Origin of the sequence: Knoellia pratensis (genome assembly GCF_042666395.1) — a bacterium.
GTDB lineage: Bacteria > Actinomycetota > Actinomycetes > Actinomycetales > Dermatophilaceae > Knoellia > Knoellia pratensis.
This window is the reverse complement of the sequence record NZ_JBHTDJ010000003.1, coordinates 445,908-470,746: the sequence shown is the minus strand read 5'-3', so window position 1 is coordinate 470,746 and position 24,839 is coordinate 445,908. Positions and strand designations below refer to the sequence as shown.

The 24,839-nt window shown below is 68.4% G+C and carries 19 protein-coding genes; 5 read left to right on the top strand and 14 right to left on the bottom strand.

The window, feature by feature from the left end; all coding sequences use genetic code 11:
- Positions 1–145: 145 nt before the first annotated feature.
- The 3 genes from ACFQRE_RS12040 to ACFQRE_RS12030 all read left to right on the top strand — a co-directional run bounded on the left by ACFQRE_RS12040 (position 146) and on the right by ACFQRE_RS12030 (position 3,425).
- Positions 146–1,633 carry a hypothetical protein gene (locus ACFQRE_RS12040; RefSeq protein ID WP_380122579.1) on the top strand — a complete coding sequence of 496 codons (1,488 nt, stop codon included), beginning with the start codon at positions 146–148 and terminating at the stop codon, positions 1,631–1,633.
- Positions 1,634–1,934: 301 nt separating this feature from the next.
- Entirely contained in the window at positions 1,935–2,306 is a 372-nt protein-coding gene (locus tag ACFQRE_RS12035) for a GNAT family N-acetyltransferase (protein WP_380122577.1), read from the top strand.
- Between the two features lie 222 nt (positions 2,307–2,528).
- Entirely contained in the window at positions 2,529–3,425 is an 897-nt protein-coding gene (locus ACFQRE_RS12030) for an LLM class flavin-dependent oxidoreductase (RefSeq protein WP_380122575.1), read from the top strand.
- Positions 3,426–3,757: 332 nt separating this feature from the next.
- Here ACFQRE_RS12030 and ACFQRE_RS12025 read toward each other — a convergent pair whose 3' ends face one another.
- From ACFQRE_RS12025 to ACFQRE_RS12015, 3 genes are all read right to left on the bottom strand, one after another.
- Positions 3,758–4,540, bottom strand: coding sequence for an alpha/beta fold hydrolase (locus ACFQRE_RS12025; RefSeq protein ID WP_380122573.1), 783 nt, complete (start codon positions 4,538–4,540; stop codon positions 3,758–3,760).
- Between the two features lie 235 nt (positions 4,541–4,775).
- Positions 4,776–8,018 carry a fused isobutyryl-CoA mutase/GTPase IcmF gene (gene icmF, locus ACFQRE_RS12020; RefSeq protein WP_380122571.1) on the bottom strand — a complete coding sequence of 1,081 codons (3,243 nt, stop codon included), beginning with the start codon at positions 8,016–8,018 and terminating at the stop codon, positions 4,776–4,778.
- Positions 8,019–8,108: 90 nt separating this feature from the next.
- Positions 8,109–8,276, bottom strand: coding sequence for a hypothetical protein (locus ACFQRE_RS12015; protein ID WP_380122569.1), 168 nt, complete (start codon positions 8,274–8,276; stop codon positions 8,109–8,111).
- A gap of 220 nt (positions 8,277–8,496) precedes the next feature.
- Here ACFQRE_RS12015 and ACFQRE_RS12010 point away from each other — a divergent pair, with 220 nt between their 5' ends.
- The gene (locus ACFQRE_RS12010) at positions 8,497–11,835 is read left to right on the top strand and encodes a S8 family serine peptidase (protein ID WP_380122567.1); all 3,339 of its coding nucleotides are present in this window, start codon (positions 8,497–8,499) and stop codon (positions 11,833–11,835) included.
- 83 nt (positions 11,836–11,918) lie between these two features.
- Here the strand turns inward: ACFQRE_RS12010 and aroQ are convergent, their stop codons facing one another.
- The 4 genes from aroQ to ACFQRE_RS11990 form a co-directional block, all read right to left on the bottom strand.
- A complete protein-coding gene (aroQ, locus tag ACFQRE_RS12005; protein ID WP_380122565.1) occupies positions 11,919–12,362 on the bottom strand; it encodes a type II 3-dehydroquinate dehydratase in 444 nt (147 codons plus the stop codon).
- A 34-nt stretch (positions 12,363–12,396) separates the two neighbouring features.
- Positions 12,397–15,039: a DUF4153 domain-containing protein gene (locus tag ACFQRE_RS12000; RefSeq protein ID WP_380122563.1), complete on the bottom strand. Its 2,643-nt coding sequence runs from the start codon at positions 15,037–15,039 to the stop codon at positions 12,397–12,399.
- Entirely contained in the window at positions 15,036–15,713 is a 678-nt protein-coding gene (locus ACFQRE_RS11995) for a response regulator transcription factor (RefSeq protein ID WP_380124258.1), read from the bottom strand. The genes ACFQRE_RS12000 and ACFQRE_RS11995 overlap by 4 nt, the downstream gene beginning before the upstream one ends.
- Positions 15,714–15,792: 79 nt before the next feature.
- A complete protein-coding gene (locus ACFQRE_RS11990) occupies positions 15,793–16,749 on the bottom strand; it encodes a helix-turn-helix domain-containing protein (protein ID WP_380122561.1) in 957 nt (318 codons plus the stop codon).
- 90 nt (positions 16,750–16,839) lie between these two features.
- Here ACFQRE_RS11990 and ACFQRE_RS11985 point away from each other — a divergent pair, with 90 nt between their 5' ends.
- Positions 16,840–17,037, top strand: coding sequence for a hypothetical protein (locus tag ACFQRE_RS11985; protein WP_380122559.1), 198 nt, complete (start codon positions 16,840–16,842; stop codon positions 17,035–17,037).
- Between the two features lie 26 nt (positions 17,038–17,063).
- Here the strand turns inward: ACFQRE_RS11985 and ACFQRE_RS11980 are convergent, their stop codons facing one another.
- The 7 genes from ACFQRE_RS11980 to ACFQRE_RS11950 form a co-directional block, all read right to left on the bottom strand.
- On the bottom strand, positions 17,064–17,738 hold the full coding sequence (locus ACFQRE_RS11980) for an SRPBCC family protein (protein WP_380122557.1): 675 nt from the start codon (positions 17,736–17,738) through the stop codon (positions 17,064–17,066).
- Positions 17,739–17,742: 4 nt separating this feature from the next.
- Positions 17,743–18,597, bottom strand: coding sequence for an FAD binding domain-containing protein (locus ACFQRE_RS11975; RefSeq protein ID WP_380122555.1), 855 nt, complete (start codon positions 18,595–18,597; stop codon positions 17,743–17,745).
- Positions 18,594–21,092: a xanthine dehydrogenase family protein molybdopterin-binding subunit gene (locus ACFQRE_RS11970; protein WP_380122553.1), complete on the bottom strand. Its 2,499-nt coding sequence runs from the start codon at positions 21,090–21,092 to the stop codon at positions 18,594–18,596. The genes ACFQRE_RS11975 and ACFQRE_RS11970 overlap by 4 nt, the downstream gene beginning before the upstream one ends.
- Positions 21,089–21,619 carry a (2Fe-2S)-binding protein gene (locus tag ACFQRE_RS11965; protein WP_380122551.1) on the bottom strand — a complete coding sequence of 177 codons (531 nt, stop codon included), beginning with the start codon at positions 21,617–21,619 and terminating at the stop codon, positions 21,089–21,091. Before ACFQRE_RS11965 ends, ACFQRE_RS11970 begins: the two co-directional genes overlap by 4 nt.
- 99 nt (positions 21,620–21,718) lie before the next feature.
- Positions 21,719–22,834 carry an XdhC family protein gene (locus tag ACFQRE_RS11960; RefSeq protein ID WP_380122549.1) on the bottom strand — a complete coding sequence of 372 codons (1,116 nt, stop codon included), beginning with the start codon at positions 22,832–22,834 and terminating at the stop codon, positions 21,719–21,721.
- Entirely contained in the window at positions 22,827–23,936 is a 1,110-nt protein-coding gene (locus ACFQRE_RS11955) for a vWA domain-containing protein (RefSeq protein WP_380122547.1), read from the bottom strand. The genes ACFQRE_RS11960 and ACFQRE_RS11955 overlap by 8 nt, the downstream gene beginning before the upstream one ends.
- The gene (locus ACFQRE_RS11950) at positions 23,933–24,808 is read right to left on the bottom strand and encodes an AAA family ATPase (protein ID WP_380122545.1); all 876 of its coding nucleotides are present in this window, start codon (positions 24,806–24,808) and stop codon (positions 23,933–23,935) included. Before ACFQRE_RS11950 ends, ACFQRE_RS11955 begins: the two co-directional genes overlap by 4 nt.
- Between the last annotated feature and the right edge of the window lie 31 nt (positions 24,809–24,839).

Genomic DNA, 24,839 nt, shown 5'->3' with positions numbered 1-24,839 from the left:
TCGTGTTCGTCCCCACTGGCGCTGCTTTTGCGGCCGCCCAGTTCATGTCTCGCCGAGTACGAGCCCGTACGCTACGCCGGGGTGCCTGGCGCTCGACAACCAGCCTGGGTCCCTGAACTACCTCAACTCCGAGGTCGAGCCTCAAGTGGCGGTCGACCCGACCAATGCTTCGCACTTGGTCGGTGCCTGGCAGCAGGACCGCTGGTCCAACGGCGGCGCGCACGGCTTGGTCGCGGGGTACTCGAACGACGGCGGCGCGACCTGGGCGGTGAGCCCGGAGCCGTTCAGCGTGTGCTATCACGCCTCCGGTTATCCCGGCGCGTATCTCAACTACCAGCGGGCGTCCGACCCGTGGACCTCGATCGGTCCCGGCGCCCCGCCCGGCTCCGCTTCGAGCAGCACCGTGTACGCGTCCTCGCTCTCATTCGATCAGACGGCGTTCGCCGACGATCCCAACGGCACCCACAACGCCGTCGGCGCGGCCTCGTCCTATGACGGCGGCGCTACCTGGAGCAACGTCCAGACCATCATCGCCGACCCGTGCATGTCCGGGACGCCGACCGGGCCCGGCTACCAGTGCCACAACGCCAAGTCCTACCTGTTCAACGACAAGAACTCAGTGACGGCCGACCCGGTGCACGCCGGGGTGGCCTACCAGGTCTGGGACCGGCTGGTGGCGCCACCGGCCAGCGCGGGCGGTTTCCAGCGGGAGCGCGCCTACTTCGGCCCCACGCTGATGTCCAAGACCACCGACTTCGGGGCGACGTGGAGCCGACCGAGAATCATCGTCGGCCTGGCGTCGCAGGACCAGACCATCGGCAACCAGATTGTCATCGACCGCCAGACCGGCGTCTTGTACGACTTCTTCAACCTGATCCAGAACGCCTCGAACGCGGGCGGCCATCGGGGTTACAACGTCGCCTACGTCAAGTCGACCGACGGGGGCGCCACCTGGACCAAGCCCATGGTGATCGCGGCTATCGACACTGTCGGGGTGTCGGACCCGAACAATCTCAACCCGTACACCAACGCCCCTCCGGCGCCGTCGCGCACCGGCGACATCATCCCCGAGCCGGCCATCAACCCGAACACCGGTCAGCTTTACGTCGTCTGGCAAGACGCCCGCTTCAACAATCACGCGAGCGACGAGGTCGTGATCTCCACATCCAATGACTTTGGCGCGACCTGGAGCAAACCTGAGTTGGTCAACGCCCACACCGGCCAGCCCGCCTACGACCCGAGCGTCTACGTCAACGACGCAGGTGTCGTCGGGGTCAGTTATCTCCAGTGGGCCACCACCATCTCCGGCAACGAGCCGACCACGATGTACCTCCGGCATTCCACGCGGCCCGGCACCAGCACCGCAGGCCCCACGTTCGACGCTGCCAGGGCACTGGATGGTCCATTCAACAACCTGGCCGCTCCAGTGGCCCGCGGGTACTTCCTCGGTGACTACCAAGGGCTGGTCGCCAACGCCACCGGCTTCATCCCCTTCTACGTCAAGACCAACTGCGCCGACGGCGGGCCCGCAGCACAGCCGTCGTGCCGAGCGATCAGGTCCGTTCTCAACCCTACTGACCGCACACCCACCACATACAACGCCACCGACGTCTACGCCGCCCCAGGTTCCTAACCCCCGCTGCGGCAGGAGGCCGCGGCTATCCATGCAGGCGAGGGCGGAGGCGTATGACTCGCCCATCGACGAGGCGACGGCCCCGGCGTGGGTCAGCCACCTACTTCGGCCTGATCGTCAGTTGCTTCAGCACCGAGGCCGCCGTCGCCAGCGCACCCACATCTGTGGGAGTTGACGTGGACCCGGGTTCCCGGACGCAGCGGTGCCTGCGATTTGGCGCTGCTGCGAGGCGCGATCCGAGGGGTTGGCGACCGGTCGCGGCCCGTCTCTGAGACGTGGTGGTCTCGGACGATTTCGTGGCGTGGCTGGTGTGAAGCGGCTTGCCGGGCGACACGCGGTGGTCCCACGGCTGTACGGGGTCGCGGCCGACAGCGAGCCGGTCGCGTTCATGATGATCGCCGAAGTGACCCCGGCGCATCCGGAGGCGTATTCGTGGCGGTTGCTGGTCGACCGGCGTCACCAGCGCCGTGGCGTGGGTCACCGTGCCCTCGACCAGCTGTGCGACAGTCTCCGTGCCGAGGGGTGCACGACCCTGGTCATCAGCTGGGTGCCAGGGCCGGGAACACCTGCTCAGTTCTACTGGAAGTATGGCTTCCTCGAGACCGGCGAGATGGTGGACGGGGAGACCTTGGTCCGGTTGCAGATGCGCGCTTCAAAGCCGAGCGGCGACTGAACGGGCACCCCGCTGTCCGGATCGATGGCCGCGGGACCGGTCACTCCGTACCGCCCCAGCCACGTAGCGCCCAAGTCGTCCGTGCGCCGTGTCATCGGTTGGCGGTTCGGGCGCCCTCCAGAAGGTGGCAGGTGCTCCCTCCTCCTCAAGTGGTGCCTTGCCCCGTGCCTCCTTCCTGCCATGGTTCTGGCAGTGTGGCCGGTTGGTCCCTAGGGTCCCCTCATGACGCGCATGTGCAAGGTCGGTGTCCAGTTGCCCGAGGTGGAACGGTTCGTGCCGTGGCCTGAGTACCTGGATCTGGCGCGGCGGGTCGAGGCGGCTGGTTACGACTCGATCTGGGTGGGTGACCACTTGCTCTACGACTCAGCAGGTGGGTTCACACGAGGGCCGTACGAGGTCTGGACGACCCTTGCGGCCATTGCCGCACTGACCGAGCGGGTGGAGATCGGGCCGCTCGTCGCGTCGACCGGTTTTCACGCACCGGCGATGCTGGCGAAGCAGGCCGCGACCGTTGACGCTATATCGCAGGGGCGGCTCATCGTCGGTCTCGGGGCGGGCTGGAACCGGCGGGAGTACGACGCGTTCGGCTTCCCCTACAACCGGCGCGTGTCACGCTTCGCGGAGGCGATGGCGATCATCGTTCCGCTGCTGCGGGCAGGGCGCACAACCTTCCACGGGGAGTTCTACGACATCGCGGACTGTGTGCTGGACCCGCGCCCGATCCGGGAGGGCGGTCCGCCGATCATGTTGGGCTCCACCAGCCCTCGGATGCTCGGCATCGGGCTGCCGGTCGTGGACTCGTGGAACGTCTGGTGGAGCCTGTACGACAACGCAGTGGAGCGCTTCGTTGAGGTGAAGGCGAAGGTCGACGCCGTCATGCCGGAGGACCGACACGTCGAGGCAACGGCTGCCGTACTGGTCACCCTGCCCGGCGCGAAGGGCCGGTTGATGGGTGACACATATGACGCGAAGGTCAGGACGGTCACGCCCGATGATCTCTGCGACCATGTGCGGGGGCTAACGCAGGCGGGCGCGACCCACCTGCAGCTCGTGCTGGACCCGATCACGGCCGAGTCGATCGATGTGGTGGGAGAGTCGCTGGCTGATCTCGAGGGGTGATTGTCGACCCGGGCGTCACCACATGTCCTTTAGGGACACGGCCACGGTCGGCCTCACTGCTCAGCGGAGTTGCGGACCAGGCCGGCTGGACGCGCCCCGCGGCGCACACACCTGCCACCGTCAGGATGGTCCAATGCGGCGGCAAGACGCGGCCACCGCGGCAGAGGTCCGGTCGAGCCGCGGGCGTGCTCAGCCGGCACGCGAGGCGGCGGTGAGCCAAGCCCCCATTCGAGCCTCAGCCCGCGAGCCCGATCCGCCCGCCGCGCCCGGCCCATCGGTGGATTGAGGCGTAGGCGGCGGGTGCGGTGGTCGGCTGGGCAGAGCAGCCGGCCTCAATCAGTTCTGTCCAGGATCAGTCGGGTCGCTTCGTGCGGTGCGTCCCATTGAGGAAAGTGACCGCACCGCTCGAACCAGTGCAGCACCGCGTCGGGGAACAGCTCGGATGCACGTGCGGCCTGTCTCGGCACGGTCACTAGGTCACGACGCCCCCACCCGATCGTGACCCGGCCGGGCACTGTGCCTGCCGGGGCGCCCTGTTGCTTGGGCCCCTTGGTCAGGGCATCCAAGGCGGCGCCGGTCGCTGGGGAGTCGGCCAGCCCGCTCACGTCCGGCAGCACGGTCTCGGGCGAGAGCGCCCAGGGCCGCGCTGACAGCTGCGCGAGCAGGAGGGTCCTGCCCACCGGGTTGGCGAGCAGTGACGGCAGCCTTCCTCGGACGGCTCGGACCAGAGCAATTGACGGCCGTAGTGTGGCGCCGAAGACGGCGAGTTCGCGGTCGCTCCAAAAGCCGCCCGGGTCTAGAGCCACGGTGTCGCCGCCGACTCCTCGTCGCGCGAGCTCAAGCACCATTCGGCCGCCCATCGACTGGCCAACTGTGGCGACCCCGTCCAGCCCCTCTTCGCGGATGAAGTTCGCGACGGAGTCGGTCAGGGTGGCGATCGAGACCTCGCCGGTCAAGGGTGGCGATTCTCCGAACCCAGGTAGGTCGACGGCGATGACCTCACGGTGCTCGGCCAGTTCCTTGATGATGGGGGCCCAGGATCGCCACCCTGCGCCGAGACCGTGCACGAGCAACAGCGGACTGCCGCTTCCGCGTCTCACGTGGTTCAACGTCACGCCGCAACGCTAGCTCACGCGCCTCCGCGTCGGCTTCTTGAAGAGGCCCTGTTCCACGCTCATCTCGCCGCGAACAAGATCACCGACGGTGAACCTCACGATCACCGACACCCCGCCACGGTCAGTGCTTCGACCTGACATCGGCACGAGCCCACGTACCGAGGCGCGATGGCTAGCGCGTCTATGTGTGGCGGGGTGACGCGCCGACCGCAGGGTGCGACCGCAGGCTGTTTGATCAGACGTTGCGGCGGTACTGGCCTCCGACCTCGAAGAAGGCGTCCGTGACCTGCTGAAGCGTGCAGACGCGGGTTGCGTCCATGAGCACTGCGAAGACGTTGTCGCCGTTCATCGACGCCTCACGCAGGCGCTGCAGCGCGACCTCGGCCTCTTCACGGTGCGCCTCGCGGTAGGCATTGACGCGCTGGAGCTGGGACTTCTTCTCGCTCTCGGAGGCACGTGCGAGCTCAACGTGCTGCGGCGTGCCGCCCTCGGCGTCGGGCTTGCGGAACGTGTTGACGCCGATGATCGGCAGCGACCCGTCGTGCTTGCGGTGCTCGTAGACCATCGACTCGTCCTGGATCTTGCCGCGCTGATAGCCGGTCTCCATCGCGCCGAGCACTCCCCCGCGCTCGCTGATCCGGTCGAACTCCGCCAGCACCGCAGCCTCAACCATGTCGGTCAGCTCATCGATGATGAAGGACCCCTGCAATGGGTTCTCGTTCATCGCGAGGCCCCACTCGCGGTTGATGATCATCTGGATCGCCAGCGCACGACGCACCGAGTCGGGGCCCGGCGTCGTCACAGCCTCGTCAAAAGCGTTGGTGTGCAACGAGTTTGCGTTGTCATAGATCGCGATGAGCGCCTGCAGCGTGGTGCGGATGTCGTTGAAGTCCATCTCCTGCGCGTGCAGCGACCGACCCGACGTCTGCACGTGATACTTGAGCTTCTGGCTGCGCTCGTTGGCGCCGTACTTCTCGCGCATCGCGACGGCCCAGATGCGGCGGGCGACGCGACCGATGACCGAATACTCGGGGTCCATGCCGTTGGAGAAGAAGAACGACAGGTTCGGCGCGAAGTCGTTGATGTCCATGCCGCGCGCGAGATAGGCCTCGACATAGGTGAACCCGTTCGCGAGGGTGAACGCGAGCTGGCTGATGGGGTTCGCCCCGGCCTCGGCGATGTGATAACCGCTGATCGAGACCGAGTAGAAGTTGCGGACCTGCTGCTCGATGAACCACTCCTGGATGTCGGCCATCATCCGCAGCGAGAACTCGGTCGAGAACAGACAGGTGTTCTGACCCTGGTCCTCCTTGAGGATGTCGGCCTGCACCGTGCCGCGCACCGAGGCCAGAGCAAGAGCGCGTATGCCGTTCGCTTCCTCCGCGTCCGGCTCACGGTCGTGCTCCGCGACGAACTTCGCGACCTCGCCGTCGATGACCGTGTTGAGGAAGAACGCGAGGATCGTCGGAGCCGGACCGTTGATCGTCATCGAGACGCTTGTCGTCGGCGAGGTCAGGTCGAAGCCGTCGTAGAGCGCCTTCATGTCCTCGAGCGTCGCGATCGAGACACCGGACGTGCCGACCTTGCCGTAGATGTCGGGGCGCGGGTCGGGGTCGCGGCCATAGAGCGTCACCGAGTCGAACGCCGTGGACAGACGGGTCGCCGGCTGGCCCTCGGAGAGCAGCTTGAAGCGACGGTTCGTGCGGAACGGGTCGCCCTCACCGGCGAACATGCGCGCCGGGTCCTCGCCCTCGCGCTTGAACGGGAAGACACCCGCAGTGAACGGGAAGAGACCGGGAAGGTTCTCGCGCCGCAGGAACGACACGAGGTCACCGTGGTCGGCGAACGTCGGGACGGCAACGCGGCGAATCTTGCTGCCGGACAACGATTCCTTCACCAGGGACGTGTGGATCTCCTTGTCGCGGATCCGCACGACCTGCTCGTCACCGCTGTAGGCCTCGACTGTCGCGGGCCATTTCTCGATGGCCTCCTCGACAGCCGCCGGGAGCTCCTTGCGAGCGGCGGCCAGCAGCTGGTCGACGGCGTGGTCCTCGTGACCGGCGGCAGCCAGCTCGTCATCCACGAACTCGAACCGCTGCACGCGACGGGCCTGGGCGGCATACGCATCGGTCTGCTGGTGGTAGCCACGCACCGTGTCGGTGATCTCGGAGAGATAGCGGACGCGCGACGCCGGCACGATCTGGCGCAGCACCGACGAGTGCCGCACATCCACGTGCGGCAGGGCGCCCTCACCGAGCTCCAGCCCCTTGGCGACGAGCAGCCCACGCAGCTCCTGGTAGAGCGCGGTGACACCGTCGTCGTTGAAGGTCGCGGCCGAGGTGCCGAAGACGGGCATGTCCTCGGGCTTCTTGCCGAAGGCACCCTTGTTGCGGACGAGCTGGCGACCGACGTCGCGCAGCGCATCCATGGCGCCGCGGCGCTCGAACTTGTTGATCGCGACGAGGTCGGCGAAGTCGAGCATGTCGATCTTCTCGAGCTGGCTCTGCGCACCGAACTCGGGCGTCATGACATACATCGACACGTCGGCGAACGGCACGATGGCCGCGTCGCCCTGGCCGATGCCCGGCGTCTCGATGATGATGAGGTCGTATGCCGCTGCCTTGAGGATCGTGATGACGTCCTCGAGGCCTTCGGGAACCTCACGGCCACCGCGGGTGGCCAGGGAGCGGAAGAACACGCGATCGCCGTCGAGCGAGTTCATCCGGATGCGGTCGCCGAGGAGGGCGCCGCCACCCTTGCGCTTGGTCGGGTCGATCGCGACGACGGCGACGCGGAGCTTGTCCTGCTGGTCGACCCGGAAGCGACGGACGAGCTCGTCGGTGAGGCTGGACTTGCCCGAGCCGCCGGTGCCGGTGATGCCGACCACGGGTACGTGGTGACCGGCCGCAGCCTTCGAGAGCTCGGCGCGCAGGTCCTCGGACAGCGCGCCGGTCTCGGCGCCGGTGATGGCGCGAGCAATCGCGGCCCGCTCCCCCGCAAGGACGGCGGCAAGATCGGCCGACCCGGCGGCATACAGGTCGGTGTCGCAGGCCTCGATGACGGTGTTGATCATGCCGACGAGACCGAGACGCTGGCCGTCCTCGGGGCTGAAGATCGTGACACCGGCCTCGCGCAGGCGGGCGATCTCGTCGGCCACGATGACGCCGCCGCCACCACCGACGACCTTGACGTGACCGGCGCCGGCTTCGCGGAGGAGCTGGACGAGGTACTCGAAGTACTCGACGTGCCCACCCTGGTAGGACGACACGGCGATGCCCTGCACGTCCTCCTCGATCGCCGCGTCGACGACCTCCTGGACGGAGCGGTTGTGCCCGAGGTGGATGACCTCCGCGCCCTGGCTCTGCATGATGCGCCGCATGATGTTGATCGACGCGTCATGCCCGTCGAACAGGCTCGACGCAGTGACGATGCGGACCGGGTTCGTGGGCACGTGCAGCGCAGGCGACGTCTGTGTCATACCAAGATAGTAGGACGTCCAACTATCTACGGGGAAGTCACAAGGAGAGCCAGACCAGTCATACCTTCGGCCGGGCGCTCAGGGAGACGCTCAGCCGCCGCCCAGGCCGCCATGGTTCTGCTGCTGGTGAGCCTGCTGACCGAGCGCACCAGCTTCGGTGTCCGAACTGCCGCTCGACCCGAGGCCACCCGAACCTCGGCGATACAGGATGTAGGCGAGGATCGCGATGACGACGACGATGCCGATCAAGAACTTCATGTGGCCCCTGCTCCCCCAAGTCACGGTCGGACTCGATGATTCACCCTAGGCGCGGAACCACGGCTTTCGCCATACCGCGACGGCTTTCGCCATACCGCCATCACGGACGACCTGACGCGCGTAGCGTTTTGATGCTCGATTCCCGAGCATCAAAACTGGCCGTTGCGTGCGGACCAGCGCCGCAACCCTGACGGCCGCCCTCCCTTTGGAAGGTCGTGCGATGCCCAGATCATCCATCCGGCGCGCCATGGTCGCGGCTGGTGCCGCGCCGGTTCTCGCGCTGACGCTCTCTTCCCCGTCGTTCGGGGCCATCGCGGAACCGGGCCCGTCGCCCACCCGCAGCTTCACTGCCAGCCCTCTCACCCCCACCGACGTCGTGAGCGCGAACAAGGCCCCCTCGTCGCGGCTCGCCCGCACCCCACAGCAACTCCTCAAGCGCACCGACTCCGCTCGCGTCAACGTCATGATCAAGTACGACTACGACGCCACCGCGAGCTACACCGGTGGCGTCCGGTCCCTCGCGGCGACGAGCCCCAGCGTCACCAAGCGCAAGCTCACCGGGAAGTCCGCCGCAGAGAAGGCCTACGGTGCCTACCAGTCGGCGCAGGAACGCACCATCAGCGCGGCCGTCCGCCGAGCCGCCCCCTCCGCGACCATCGGCCAGTCCTTCCAGGTCGTCTACGGCGGCGTGGCCGCGAGCGTGCCCGCCAAGAGCATCAAGGACATCGTCAAGGTCGACGGCGTTGTCGCCGTCCTACCGGACGACCTGCAACACCCCCTCACCGACGCCAGTTCGGACTTCATCAACGCGACCGCGCTGCAGAACACTCTCGGGGGCGCCGCCGGCCCGGCGAACGCCGGCAAGGGAATCCTCTACGGCAACCTCGACACGGGCGTCTGGCCCGAGCACGCGTCGTTCGCCGATCAGGGCAACCTCAGCGCGCGGCCCGGCCCCGCGCTGATGTGCAACTTCGGCGACAACCCCCTCACTCCCGCCGTCGACGTCTTCAACTGCAACAAGAAGCTCATCGGTGGCCGGCCGTTCCTCGAGACCTACTTGTCAGACGGCGCGAGGGCGGCCGCTGAGCCGTACCACACGGCCCGCGACTCCGGCGGGCACGGAACCCATACCTCCTCGACCACGGCCGGGAACGTGCTGGCCTCCGCGCCGGTCTTCGGCGTCAACCGCGGACCCGTCCGCGGCATCGCGCCGGGTGCCTGGCTCGCCGAGTACAAGGTGTGCGGCATACAGGGCTGCTACCAGTCCGACTCGACCGCAGCCGTGCAACAGGCCGTGGCTGACGGGGTCGACGTCATCAACTTCTCCATCAGCGGTGGCAGCGACCCCTACAGCGACCCTGTCGAGCTTGCCTTCCTGGACGCCTACGCGGCGGGTGTCTTCGTCGCGGCCTCCGCCGGAAACTCTGGCCCCAGCGCAGCCACGGCGAACCACCTGAGCCCGTGGGTGACTTCGGTGGCTGCATCAACCCAGAAGCGGGAGTTCGCCACGACACTGCACCTCGCAGCAGCCGGCGGCTCCCCTGCTCTCGCCCTCGACGGTGCCTCGATCACCGCCGGCAGCGGAGCGGCCCCCCTGCCGATCGTCCGTGCCAGCGCCGCGCCCTACAGCGACGCCCGGTGCACCAGCCCCGCTCCCGCCGGACTCTTCACAGGCAAGATCGTCGCCTGCCAGCGTGGCGGCAACGGTCGCGTCGAGAAGGGCTACAACGTCAAGCAGGGCGGCGCCGCAGCCATGGTGCTCTACAACCCGACCCTGGCCGACGTCGAGACCGACAACCACTGGCTGCCGACGGTGCACCTCGCCGACGGAACAGCGCTGCTCGCCTTCCTCGCCGCCAACCCGGGCGCGACTGCCCAGTTCGCCGCGGGTGAGAAGCGCAACGGCCAGGGCGATGTCATGGCGGCGTTCTCCAGCCGTGGGCCCGGCGGCACCTATCTCAAGCCTGACGTCACCGCGCCCGGTGTGCAGATCCTTGCGGGCCAGACGCCGACTCCTGACGAGATCTCCGGCGGTCCGGCGGGAGAGTACTTCCAGGCGATCGCAGGCACCTCGATGAGCTCGCCCCACGTCGCTGGCGCAGCCGCCCTCGTGATGGCAGCCCACCCGACCTGGACTCCCGGTCAGGTGAAGTCGGCTCTCATGACCTCGGCGACGACGAACGTCGTCAAGGAGGACCTCGCGACCCTGGCTGACCCGTTCGACATGGGCGCCGGACGCATCAACGTGGGTGCGGCAGCCGCTGTCACCCTCACCCTGGACGAGTCAGCGGCAAACTTCGCCGCATTGGGTGCGGAGGACATCACCGGTGTCCACCTCAACCTGCCGTCGGTGAACGCGCCGACCATGCCGGGTGCCATCACCACCAAGCGGACGGTCAAGAACGTCAGCTCGGTCAAACAGAGCATCTCCGTCGCGGGGTCGACGACCTCCGACTCCAAGGTCAAGGTGAGCCCGGCACAGTTCAAGCTCAACCCGGGTGAGTCCCGCAGCGTCACGATCAACATCTCGTCCGAGTCGCCCATCGGCTCGCAACGATTTGGGAAGATCGTGTTCACTCCGAGTTCGGGCGCCGCCCTGCACCTGCCCGTGGCCTTCGTGCACAAGCAATCGGCGGTGAGCGTGACGCAGTCCTGCACACCGACCACGATCGCGCTGGGCGCCAAGTCGACCTGCACCGTCACCGCCACGAACGGTTCGCCGGTATCGGCCGACGTCACCCTCAACACGACCCTGAACCAGCAGCTCACCGTCGGCGCTGCCAGCGCACCGGCGGTCGTGACCGGGACCCGGTCGGTTCGGGCCACAGCCACCCTCGCACCCGAGGCGCCGGGCACACCGGCGATCGGTCCGGGTTCGCTTTACGGCTACCTCCCGCTCGATGCCTTCGGCGTTGTGCCCGAAGCCATCGGCGACGAGGACGTTCTCAACTTCAACGTCCCGTCATTCGCCTATGCCGGCCGCTCGTGGAGCCAGCTCGGGGTCGACTCCAACGGCTACGTCATCGTCGGGGGTGGCACCTCCGAGGACAACAACTGCTGCAACCTGCCTGCCGGCCCCAGCCCGGCGCGGCCGAACAACGTCCTCGCACCGTTCTGGACTGACCTCGACGGGACCGGCGCACCCGGCATCTTCGTGGCCACCCTGACCGACGGCGTGGACACATGGATCGTCGTCGAGCACCGGGCCAACGTCTTCGGCACGAGCTCCCTGCGGACGTTCCAGACCTGGATCGGAATCAACGGGACCGAGGACATCACCTACGCCTACGACCCGGCGAACCTGCCGGCCGACCCTGCCGGGCAGTCCTTCCTCGTCGGGGCCGAGAACATCCTCGGCGAGGGCCAGTTCCTGCCAGTGGGCACCCTGCCCACTGAGGACCTGCGGGTGACCTCGAGCCCTGGCGCTCCGCCCGGTTCGCTCACCTACACGGTGGACGTCGTCGGAGCCGCGAAGGGCACCGGGGTCGTCGAGACGCGGATGACAGCACCCACCGTCCTCGGCACCACGATCGTGAGGTCGCAGGTGGGAGTCAGCTGAGTCGCATGGGTTGAGAGGCACGCAACCCGAACAACAGCACGTATGCCGCTGAGCTGGCTCAGCGGCATACGTGCTGTTTCGTTCTAGCTCGAGCGGCGAGCGGCCGCCCAGTGGATCGCCTCCACGTAGCCCGCCACGCCCCGCCCGATGACCTGGTGGTCGGTGACGTCGGTGAGGTAGCTGAAGTGCCGAAACTCCTCGCGCGCATGGATGTCACTGATGTGCACCTCCACCCGGGGCACGGTCACCGCGTTGAGCGCATCTCGCAGGGCGACCGACGTGTGCGTGTAGCCGGCCCCGTTGATGATGAGACCTGCGATGCCGCGCCGCCCCTCCTGCACCCAGTCGATGAGGACGCCTTCGTGGTTGGTCTGCCGGAACTCGAGCGTCAGCCCCACGTCCTCACAGGCGGCGCGGCACAGGGCCTGGACGTCGGCGAGGGTCTCGCGACCGTAGATCTCGGGCTCTCGCTCACCGAGCAGGTTGAGATTGGGGCCGTTGAGGACGAGCACCGTGGTCGAGTCCATGCCGCGAGCGTATTCGCTCTGTGGGATATGCCGGTCACTCACCGACCGGGGGCTGCTCACCCAGGAGGTCGGTGTCGGGCCCGAACGAGGTACAGGTGGACTGGTCGACGGAGAGCTTGGCGGCCTCCATCGCGCCCGCGGCCCGCGATCGAGCGGCGTTCCAGGCGAGAAGGTCATCGCCCTGGAGGACGTCCGCCCTGCGCCCCACCAGCACGCACCCCGCCTGCTGGGGCTCGAGTCCGGCGAGGATCGCCGGGGTGGCATCCGCGCCGAGTCCCCTGAGGTAGGCGATGTCGAGCTTGCCGGTCTGCTGGAAGCGTTCGATGTTGCGCGCCGCCACCCAGCCGTCCGGGTTCATCAGCCCGAAGCCGAGGAAGAACAGTGCACCCGTGAGCAGGGCGGCCCGCGGTACCCAGGTGCCACTCCCCCGGACGATCGCCGCGATCATGAGCACGATGAGCAGACCGAGCCACAGCTCGAAGCCGTCCACGAACACCCGGAGCACGGTGTAGCCGTAGGCCTCTTGGTAGAGGCTCATGCGATAGAGCGCGGATCCAACGACCGCGAGTGTCAGGAGGCACAGGGCGATGAGTGCGACCTTGAGCGTCAGCCGATCCGAAGCCGTCTCCTGCGAGGCCTTGCGGGTGGCGATCCCCACGACGACGAGGGTGAGGAACGTGGCGGTGGTCAGCTGGCCGAAGCCTTGATGGACGTACTCGGCATAGGTGAGTCCGGTTGTCTCGCGCAGGTATTCGTGTCCTCCCCACATCGCGGTCGCTTGGGCGGCGAGGAACGCCACGAACAGCGCGATGACGACACCGAGCGGGACCAGCCACTCCCACCGGTGCGTGACCGGGTGACCGCGAGGCACGTCGAGGTCGGCGATCTTCGGCGGGTTGAGCGCGAGGTAGGCGCCAGCCAGCGCGATGCCGGCCACGAAGATGAAGACGAAGACTCGCCCGATGATCGTGTCCCAGCGCAGGTCCGGGACGAGCGACTGCGCCCACGAACCGAAGATCGCGTCACCGGAGGCGAAGAGACCACCGAAGAGGACGAGACCCACTGCGGCGATGGCGATGGTGCGCAGGACCGGCCACAGCAACGGCATGCGGCTCGTGGCGGTCAGCGTGCGCCCGAGCAAGGGCAGGCCACGAAGCCCGGCGAGGACCCAGGACATCGCGGACAGAGGGATGCTCACGAACGACCGTGCACGGGTGACGGTGGCCGCCAGCAGCAGGGCCGCGATCATCGCCGACAGGACGATGATCCACTCTGCCGCGCGGATCACGGACATGGCCGTGAGCCCCACCCCCACGGCGACACAGGTGAGGGACCACAGGTTCCGCTTCTCGCGGGCCGCCGAGAGGATCAGGGTCGCTGACAGGATGGCGACGAGACCGACGGCGAGGCCAATTCGCCTCTCGGGCAGGGCGATCGACGCAAAGAGTCCCAAGAGCAACGCCCCGATGAGGAGCTTCGGTTGAGGACCCAGACCCGACTCGGGCCAGAACTTCCCGAAGAGTGTGTCGGTCAAGAGGGGCGGGCCCGGCCTGACGACGACGGTGTTCGGCGGTGGCGGCACCGGCGCCGAGGGCTGAGGCGCCGCGGGCGGCGGCGGCGGAGGAGCGGGCGTGGTCGTCATGGTGACCTCCGTGGTCGGTCGGGAGTGGATGCGGGTATGCCGTGGCAGCACCGCGCGCAGTTGCGCGCCGCGGCCGCCGGGCGGCGTGGGAAGGACGTGGATCGAGCCGCCATGCAGCTCGCAGACCCAGGAGGCGATGGCGAGACCGAGGCCCGTGCCGCCGCCTGCGTCATCACCGGTGCCGAATCGCCGGAAGACGTTGTCGGCTTTGTCGGCCGGGATTCCTGGACCGTCGTCAGCGACCTCGAGCGACCAGCGGTCATCGTCGAGAACCGCTGCCACCAAACGGATTTCACCGTTGGGTGGGCTGTGCCGGGCAGCGTTGTCGAGGAGGTTGGCGACGAGTTGCGCAAGGCGCGCGGGGTCGGCGGTGACGGTCAGGTCGTCGGGGACCACCCGGCATACGTGATGGACGGTTCGGACGCCGAGCTCCGCCTCGGAGACCGCACGGGTGAGGACCTCCCTGACCGACACCGGTTCGAGGCGCAGGGGTTGGACACCCGCGTCGACCCGCGAGAGGTCGAGGAGGTCGCCGACGAGGCTGCTGAGGCGTTCGGACTGGGTGAGCGCGCCCCTCAGCGCGGCGTCGTCGGGTTGCACGACCCCGTCGACGAGGTTCTCCAGGAGGGCGCGTTGGGCGGTCAATGGTGTGCGGAGCTCGTGGGAGACCGTGGCGACCAGCTGACGCCGCTGGCGGTCGGCATCGGCAAGGTCCGTTGACATGGCGTTGAAGGCGCGGGCGAGCTGACCCACCTCGTCGGTCGACCGGGTGGACACGCGCTGGCCGTGGTCGCCCGCAGCCATCCGACTCGCGGCGTGGGTCATCTCGCGCAGCGGTGCCGTCATCCCCCGGGCCAGCCACTGGGTGACGAGCAGCGCGTTGGTGACGGTGACCGGCAGGGTGAGCCAGAGCGGTATACCCGCCCGGTCGCCGATCGTCGCGAACAACGCAGCGACGACGCAGCTCACGGCGACGAGGAGTCCCAGCTTGATCTTGATCGAACCGACCGCCTCGAGAGGCTGGTCGGTGTTCACGCATCCTCCAACGCGTAGCCGACGCCGTGGACGGTGCGCACGCGGGCCGCGCCGATCTTGGCGCGCAGGGACTTCACGTGACTGTCGAGGGTGCGGGTGCCGGAGGCGTCCGCCCAGCCCCACACCTCACTCATCAGTTGCTCGCGGGAGCGGACGGCGCCCGGGGCCGACGCGAGTGCGGCGAGGAGGTCGAACTCGAGCGGCGTGAGGTGGACGTCCTGACCGTCGACCGTCACGCGACGGGCGGGACCGTCGATCTCGATCGAGCCGACGTGGGTCGTGGGCGCGGGGGTGGCGGCGAGCTCTGCGGCCCGCTCGACCCGTCGGAGCAGGGCGTGGGTGCGGGCGACGACCTCGCGCATGCGGAACGGCTTGGTGACGTAGTCGTCAGCGCCGACCCCGAGCCCCACGAGGATGTCGGTCTCCTCGTCGCGGGCGGTGAGCATGAGCACCGGGACCGGACGGATCGCCTGGATGCGACGACAGACCTCGAGCCCGTCGAACCCGGGCAGCATGACGTCGAGGACCACGAGGTCGGGGCCGTGCTCGGTGAACGCGACAACGGCAGCGGGCCCGTCATGCGCCTGGTGGACCTCGTAGCCCTCGGCACGCAGGCGGTCGGTGACGGCCTGGTTGATCGTCGGCTCATCCTCGACGACGAGGATCGTTCCCATTCCGCTCATGCACCTGACAGTAGGAGCCAACTGTGGGTGGGCGTGGGCGCGACCTGTGGAGATCTCGTGAAGATCGCACTCAGGCCGGGGAGCGGTGTCGCGTCCGGAAGACGGTGGGCGTGAGGCCGGTGCACTGCGCGAAGTGATGACGCAGCAGGGCGGCGCTGCCGAACCCGACGTCGCCGGCAATCTGCTCGATCGACAGGTCCGTCTCCTCGAGCAGCTCACGTGCCCGAAGGATCCGCTGGTCGGTGATCCACTGATGCGGCGTCGTTCCCGTCTCGGAGACGAACTTGCGCGCGAACGTCCGCGACGACATCGAGGCGCGGCGTGCCAGCTCGGCGACCGTGTGCGGGTCGTCCAGATTCTCGAGGAGCCACTGCAGGACCGGGCCGATACTCTCGCACTCGGTCACCGGGATCGGCCGGTCGATGAACTGCCGCTGCCCACCGTCCCGGTGGGGCGAGATCACCATGCGCCGGGCGATCCGGTTGGCGACCGCTCCCCCGTGCTCGGAGCGCACGAGGTGCAGGCACGCGTCCATCCCGGCAGCCGTTCCAGCGCTCGTGATGATCGTGCCGTCGTGGGCGTAGAGGACGTCGGGGTTCACCTTGGCCAGCGGGTAGGCCGCGGCGAGCTCGTCGCTGTGCCTCCAGTGCGTCGTGACCTCGCGCCCGTCCAGGACCCCGGCTGCGCCGAGGGTGAACGCACCTGAGCAGACCGACAGGACGTAGGCGCCGCGGTCGACCGCGTCCCTCACCACCTGCTTCACCGCTTCGGACGGCGCGTATGCCGCGTCGCTCGCCGGGATGGCCACGAGGTCGACATCGGTGGTCGCCTCCAGACCGAGGGGCGCGGTCAGGGTGATACCGCCGTCGCCGCGCAACGGCATACCCGGAAATTCCGTGCACACGCGGAAGTCGAAGGGCGGCACTCCGTCATCGGTGCGGTCGATGCCGAACACCTCGGTGAGCACGCCGAACTCGAACATCGCGACGGGATCCTGCAGGACGACGGCGACGGAGCGAAGGGCCATGACGTCATGATGGCAGGTTGGCAGCATTTAGTGCAAGAGTGTCAGGTCTGCCACTCGTGGCAGTATGTGCTTGTGCGTCAAACTCGTGCCATGAGCACATTCATCGCCACCATCGCCCCCTTCATCGCCGCGCTCATCCTCACCGCACTCTTCGTGTGGGCCCTCGAGCGCAGCAACCGTCGCAACGGGTCCGCCCCCTGGGCCGACGACTACCGCCACCCGGCGGAGCACGACGCCGACCACCGCCGCAGCGCCCACGACATGGACTCCTACGGCGCAGCGGCCTGAGCCCCACCCGTCCCTGCGCCCACGAGTCAGGTGCGGTCGCGGCCGATCGCGTAGCCGATCAGGGCACCCACGAGCCCGGCCACGGCATACGGTCCCCACTGTTTGAGGACGGAGGGCAGCGCGACCGCACCGAGGTCGATCGCGTCGTCCACCGGTGGGGTCGGGCGTGGGGCTGGTCGTGGTGTCGGCCGCGGCGTCGCGTCAGGAGTCTCAGGAACCTCGATCGGTTCGACCGACTCAACCGGCTCGGCTGGTTCCGCCGGGTCGAACTGGCTCTCGATGCACGCGACGAACTGACCGAGCAGCTTGTCGGAGACGTCCTGCATCACACCTCGGCCGAACTGGGCCGGTTTGCCGGTGATCGCGAGGTCGGTGTCCACCGAGACCCGCGTCGCGTCTCCGTCCGCGGACAGCTGCAGCATGACCGTCGCGCCCGCCGTGCCGTTGCCGCGTTTGTCCTTGCCCTTGGCCTCGATGACGGCGCGATGCGCCGACGGGTCGCGCTCGAGGAAGGTTCCGGAGCCGGCATACACAAGAGCGATCGGTCCGAGCTTGACCTTGACCGTCCCGGCGAAGCCGTCGTCGCTGGCTTCCGTGACGGTGGCGCCGGGAAAGCAGCCACCCACGCGTTCGAGGTCGAGGAGCACGTCCCACACCGACGCGGCGTCGGCCGGCACGGTGAACTCGTGGTGCAGCTCCACTGGGTCAGCCCCCCGCGGCGGCGAGGACCGCTCGACGGGTGAGGATCGGCGCGAGGGCCCGCCGATAGTCGGCACTGCCGTTGAGGTCGCTCGGCGGGTTCGTGCCTTCGGCCGCAGCGGCGCAGGCCGCACCCACGGAGTCGTCCCTCGCCGCCGCGCCGACGAGTGCCGTCTCGACGGCCGACGCGCGCAGTGGCGTCGAACCCATGTTGGTCAGGCCGATGCGGGCCTCCGCGATCGAGCCACCCTCGACGCGGACGGTCGCCGCGACGGCGACGATCGACCACTGGTGGGAGACCCGGACGAACTTCTCGTAGTGCGCCCCCCACCCGGTGTGCTTGGGGATGCGGATGGCGGTGAGGAGCTCACCCTCACCGACAGCGGTCTCGAAGAGGTCCTTGAAGAAGTCGCCAGCCGAGACCGTCCGCTCTCCCCCGCTGCCCGTGACGACGAACTCGGCGTCGAGGGCGAGCGCGGGTGCGCCGACATCGCCGGCCGGGTCGGCGTGGACGAGGGCGCCACCCACCGTGCCGCGGTGCCGGATCTGGGGGTCGGCGACCTCCTTGATCGCTTCCCGAAGGATCGCGGCGTGGTCGCGGACGAGGTCGGACGCCAGGGCGTCGGCGTAGGTCGTCATCGCGCCGATGACGATGTGGTCGCCGTCCTCCGTGATGCCGCGCAGCTCATCGATGCGGCCGAGGTCGATGACCAGCTCGGGCGCGTTGAGGCGCATGCGCAGGACGGGCAGGAGGCTCTGGCCACCAGCGAGGACCTTGGCGTCGTCGCCGGCCTCGGCGAGTGCGGCGAGCGCGTCGGCAACAGACGTCGGCGCGAGATAGTCAAAGGCTGCGGGGATCACTGGCCTGCTCCTTCGGTCGTCGCGCCGGGATCGTCCTGGTTCGCGGAGTCGGCCTGGAAGTGCGGTTGGGCGTCAGCCGGTGTTGGCGCGGACTGGTCGGAGCCGGCCGACTGGATGGCGGTCCACACCCGCTCGGGGGTGCACGGCATCGTGATGTCGTTGATGCCCCTCGATCGCAGCGCGTCGACGATGGCATTGACGACGGCCGGTGTCGAGGCGATGGTGCCCGCCTCGCCGACGCCCTTGGTTCCGAGCGTGTTCGACGTCGACGGTGACGTCGTGTGGTCGGTGATGAAGCTGATCGTGTCGGCCGACGTGGGGAGCGTGTAGTCGACGAAGGAGCCGGAGACCAGAGTGCCCTGCTCGTCGTACTCGGCGCCCTCCCACAATGCCTGGGCGATGCCCTGGACGAGTCCGCCGTGGACCTGGCCCTCGACGATGAGCGGGTTGATGATGACGCCGATGTCGTCGACGCAGACATACTTGCGCATCTTCGTCGCGCCCGTCTCGGTGTCGACCTCCATCGCGCACAGGTGGGTGCCGTGCGGGAAGGAGAAGTTCACCGGGTCGTAGGTCGCGTCGGCGTCGATGGTTGGCTCGGCCCCGTCGGGAAGGTTGTGCCCGGCGAACGTTGCGAGGGCGATGTCGATGAGGCCAATGCCCTTGTCGGTGCCCTTGACCGTGAACGTGCCTTCGGCGAACTCGAGGTCGTCGGCGTTGGCCTCGAGCAGGTGCGCCGCGAACACCTTCGCCTTCTCGATGACCCTGTCTGCGGCGAGCACGAGTGCCTCACCACCGACGACGAGCGAGCGGGACCCGTAGCTGTCCATGCCCTTGGGGGCGATCTGGGTGTCGCCGTGGAGCACCTCGACGTTCTCGAACGGGACACCGAGCCGGTCAGCGACGATCTGGCTCCATGCCGTCTCGTGCCCCTGACCGTGGGGCGACGTGCCGGTGATCACCTCGACGGTGCCGGTCGCCAGCATCCGGATGCTCGCCGACTCCCAGCCGCCCGCGCCGTAGTTGAGCGAGCCGAGGACACGTGAGGGCGCGAGCCCGCACATCTCGGTGAACGTCGAGACACCGATGCCGAGCTGCACGGAGTCGCCCGAGTCGCGCCGCTGCTGCTGCTCGGCGCGGAGCTCGTCGTAGCCGAAGAGCTCCTTGGCCTTGGCGGTCGCCGCCTCGTAGTTGCCGGAGTCGTAGGTCATCCCGGCCACGGTCGTGAACGGGAACTCCTCGTGAGTGATCCAGTTCTTCTCGCGGATCTCGAGCGGATCGACGCCGACCTCGGCCGCGAGCTCGTCCATGAGCCGCTCGATGGCGTAGGTCGCCTCCGGTCGCCCTGCGCCCCGGTAGGCGTCCACCCAGGTCTTGTTGGTGTAGTAGTTCGTCGTGTTGAACCGGTATGCCGGGAACTTGTAGATCGAGTTGAACATCCACGCGCCCAGCACCGGAATACCGCCACCGACGATCGCGGCATAGGCGCCGAGGTCGGCCATGAGCTCGACCTTGAGCCCGGTGACCGTCCCGTCCTTCTGCGCGCAGAGGGTGAGCTTCTGCCACTGGTCGCGACCGTGGTGCGCAGAGACCATCGTCTCCGAGCGGGTCTCGGTGAACTTGCAGGGACGGCCGAGCTTGCGCGCCACCGCGAGGGTGATGAACTCCTCGGGCGTCGACTGCAGCTTGCCGCCGAAGCCGCCACCGACGTCCGGCGCGATCACCCGGATCTTCGACTCGGGCAGGCCCGTCGTGGCCGCGATGCAGAACCTCAGGATGTGCGGGATCTGCGTGGCCGACCACATCGTGACCTGCTCACCAGTCGGGTCCACGACCGTGGACCGCGGCTCCATGAAGGCAGGGATGAGGCGCTGCTGGCGGTATTCGCGTTCAATGACGATGCCACCCTCACGGGCCTTGGCGATCGCTTCGTCGACGTCCTCGCCGGTGCCGCCCTCCTTGGAGTCCAGCTGCCAGAAGGCGGACTTGTTGGTTCCCAATGCCGGGTGCGCCAGGACCGCATCCGTCGCTGCTTCCTTGAGGTCGAGGACGGCAGGGAGCTGGTCGTAGTCGACGTCGACCAGCTCGGCGGCATCGCGTGCTCCAGCAGCGGTGCGCGCCGCCACGACGGCGACGATCTCGCCGGCGTGGGCGACGCGTTCGAGGGGCATCGGCAGGTGGTCCGGTGTCTTCTGGTCCGCCGAGATGGGCCACGCAGTGATGTTGACGCCCTGGATGTCAGCGATGTCGGCGCCGGTGAACACCGCGATGACGCCGGGCGCGGATCGGGCCGCCTCGGTGTCGATGTTGGTGATCGTCGCGTGCGCCAGCGGACTGCGGACCATCGCCAGGTGAAGCATCCCGGCCAGCTGGATGTTGTCGGTCCACTTCGTGCGTCCGGTGATGAGCCGCTGGTCCTCCTTGCGGCGCCGGGCTCGCCCGATCTCGGCGGTCTTGGCAGGCGTGGCCTCCGGACGGTCGTCGACGGTGGTCATGCCTGCGCTCCTGCGGTGGCGCCTGCGGTGGCGCCGTCTGTGGCGCCGTCTGTGGCGCCGTCTGTGGCGCCCTGCCCTGCGGCCTGCTGCACGGCCTTGACGATGTTGTGGTAGCCGGTGCACCGGCAGAGGTTGCCCTCGAGACCCACCCTGATCTCCTCTTCGGAGGGATTCGGATTCTCGTTCAGCAGGTCGATGGCCTGCATGATCATCCCGGGCGTGCAGTAGCCGCACTGGAGGGCGTGACACTCGTGGAACGCCTGTTGCATGGGATGGAGCTCGCCACGTGAGGCGAGCCCCTCGATGGTCGTGACCTCGTGCCCGTCAGCCTGGACGGCGAGGACGTTGCAGGACTTCACACTTCGGCCGTCGAGGTGCACCGTGCAGGCGCCGCAGTTGCTCGTGTCGCACCCGATGACGGTCCCGGTCTTGCCCACCGATTCTCGAAGGTAGTGGACGAGGAGCATCCGAGGCTCCACCTCGTCGCTGTAGTTCGCGCCGTCGACCGTGACCGTGATCCGAGTCATCATTGACTCCTGCATTGGGGGGTGTGCGGTACTTGCGATCCTGCCTCGGTCCGCCACACTCCACAAGGTTTCAATGAAACCCACGGGCCCGACGCAGTGTCAGGAGTGGATGGGGCCTTCCCGTGAGGCGAGGCGATCGCCGCGTCCGCCCCAGCGCAGCGCGATCATCTCGGCCGCGATCGAGACCGCTGTCTCCTGCGGTGTGCGAGCCCCGAGGTCGAGGCCGATGGGTGACGACAGTCGACCCAGTTCGACCTCGGACAGCCCGGCCTCACGCAGTCGCGCCATCCGTTCGTCATGTGTGCGACGCGACCCCATGGCCCCGACGTAGGCGACTTCGGGCAGGCGCAGGGCCACTTCGAGGAGCGGCACGTCGAACTTCGGGTCGTGGGTGAGGACGCACAGCACCGTGCGCTCGTCGACCCGCCCGGCCTCGACCTCGTCGCGAAGGTAGGCGTGCGGCCAGGACACGACGACCTCGTCGGCCGCCGGCAACCGGGCCGGGGTGGCGAAGACGGGGCGCGCGTCGCACACGGTCACGGCATACCCGAGGAAGTGGCCCACCTCGGCAACCGCCGCCGCGAAGTCGATGGCGCCGAAAACGATCATCCGCGGCTTGGGTGCGTAGGACGCGACGAAGACGCGCATCCCCTCACCACGACGTTCGCCGTCGGGACCGTAGGTGAGCGTTTCGGTCAGTCCCGACGCGAGCAGTCCGCGGGCATCGTCGGTGACGGCCTCGTCGGCGCGGTCACTGCCGAGCGCTCCGCTGGTGGACTCAGGTCGCACGACGAGTCGTCGACCGACCCACCGGGCATCCGGGTGCGCGACGACCGTCGCCACTGCGACCGGTCGACCTGCTGCAATGTCGTCGGCGACGTCACCGAGTTCCGGGAACGACTCACGATCGACCCGCTCGACGAAGACGTCGAGCTGTCCACCGCAGGACAAACCGACGGCGTATGCCGTGTCGTCAGAGATGCCATAGTGCGCCAGTTGCGCTGTGGCAGAGGCGATGACGTCCTGCCCCACCTCGTATACGGCACCCTCGACACACCCTCCCGAGACCGAGCCGACGACCGTGTCGTCCGGACCGACGAGCATCGATGCACCTGCGGGGCGCGGCGACGAGTTGAAGGTCTCGACGACCGTGGCGAGAGCTGCGGGTTCGCCGGCGTCCCACCACTCGCGCAGCTCGCTCAACACCTCACGCATCTGCGACAACCTCCAGGAGTTCGGCGAAGGCGGCCATCGAGTGTCCGGCCACGAAGGTGTCAACGTACGGCAGGGCGGCAACGATGCCCTGCTGGACCGGTGCGTATGCCGGGTGCCCGCGATGCGGGTTGGCCCAGACGACATGGTGGGCCAGGGCGTGCAGGCGACGCATCTGCTGCGCGAGACCCTCGGGCTCGCCGCGCTCCCATCCGTCGCTGACGATGACGACCACGGCACCCCGGGCCATCCCACGGCGACCCCATCGCTCCAGGAAGGCCTTGAAGCCATCGGCAAGGCGCGTGCCACCGGACCAGTCGGGGATCACCTGACCTGCGGCGACGAGGGCTCGATCCGGATCGCGCTGCTGGAGTGCCCTGGTCACGTGCGTGAGCCGCGTACCGACAGTGAAGACCTCCACCGACGCACTGCCACGACACCACACGTGACCGAGACGGAGCAGCGAGTCGGTGTAGGCGTTCATCGAGCCGGACACATCGATGAGCACGACGACCTTGCGAGCTCGTTCGTCACGCCGTTGGTGCCGGATCGGCCCGGGCTCTCCGTGACGGCGAATCATCTCGCGCAGAGTGCGCCGGGCGTCGATGCGCCCTCTGCGGGCGGCAGTGAGGCGATGCGTGCGACGGCGCGGCGAGCGTGGACGGAGGGTGGCGAACATCGTTGCCAGAGTGGCCCGCTCACGCGCCGACATCGAGGCAATGTCCCTGTGCCGCAGCACTTCTGTCGCACTCGCCATGGCGCGGACGTCCTCCAGGTCGTCCTCCTCCGATGACTCGCCGGAGCCTCCGTCCTGCAGGTCGGCCATTGACGCGGGCGGTCGAAGGGGAGCCTTGCGAGCGGTGCCTGGACGTTCGGCACCGAACCACGCGGCATACACGAGGTCGTGGCGTTCGAGGTCGGCCGGTGAGCCGCAGAGCGTGGCCCGGCCGACGGCATACACGGCTGCCTGGTCCTCGAGTCCCACGGCGGCGACGGCCTGCAGGTAGGTACGTTCACGATCGGCGGTCACGGCCACTCCGGCCGCCCTGAGGGCGCGCGCGAACCCGAGGAGGATCTCCTCGGCGGTTCGCGCCACCACGGTCACTTGGCGAGGATCTTCTCAAGGGCTGCGCGCACGCGGACGGCGTCCTCGCGATACTTCACGGCGACCCCGAGTGATGCCGCGGCCGAGGCGGTGTCGAGCTCACGCACGCCCAGCTCGTGAAGGGCCCGGGCCCAGTCCAGGGTCTCGGCCACACCGGGCGGCTTGAGCAGCTCTCCGTCGGTGCGCACAGCGTGGATGGCCCGCACGACCTGCTCGGCCAGGGCGTCCGGGACTTCTGGGGCACGCGATCGCACGATGGCGAGTTCCCGCTTGAGAGAGGGGTGTTCGAGCCACTGGTAGAGGCAGCGACGCTTGAGGGCGTCGTGGACCTCGCGGGTGCGGTTGGACGTGAGGACGACGAGCGGGGGTGTCGTGGCTCGCACGGTGCCGAGTTCGGGGATGCTCACCTGCCAGGTCGAGAGAACCTCCAGGAGGAACGCCTCGAACTCGTCGTCGGCACGGTCGATCTCGTCGATGAGCAGCACGGCAGGAGCCTCGCGCAGGGCGCGCAGGATGGGGCGAGCCACGAGGAAGCGCTCGTCGAACAGCCCGGACTCGACGTCTGCGAGGGACGCCGCGCCGTCGACGGCTTCGACCGCGCGCAGGTGGAGGATCTGGCGTGGGAAGTCCCAGTCGTAGAGGGCCTGACTGGCGTCGATCCCCTCGTGGCACTGGAGGCGGATGAGCGGGACGCCGGCGGCTTCGGCCAGCGCCTCGGCCAGGGCGGTCTTGCCCGTGCCCGGCTCGCCCTCCACGAGGAGCGGCCGGTGCAGGCGAGTCGCCAGCCAGGCGATCGTCGCGAGCTCATCGTCGGCGAGGTAGCCGGTGCCCTCGAGGGCGGTCCGCAGATCTGCAGCAGTGGAGAACTCCATACGGTGCATCGTCACACGTCTGCCCCGAGCC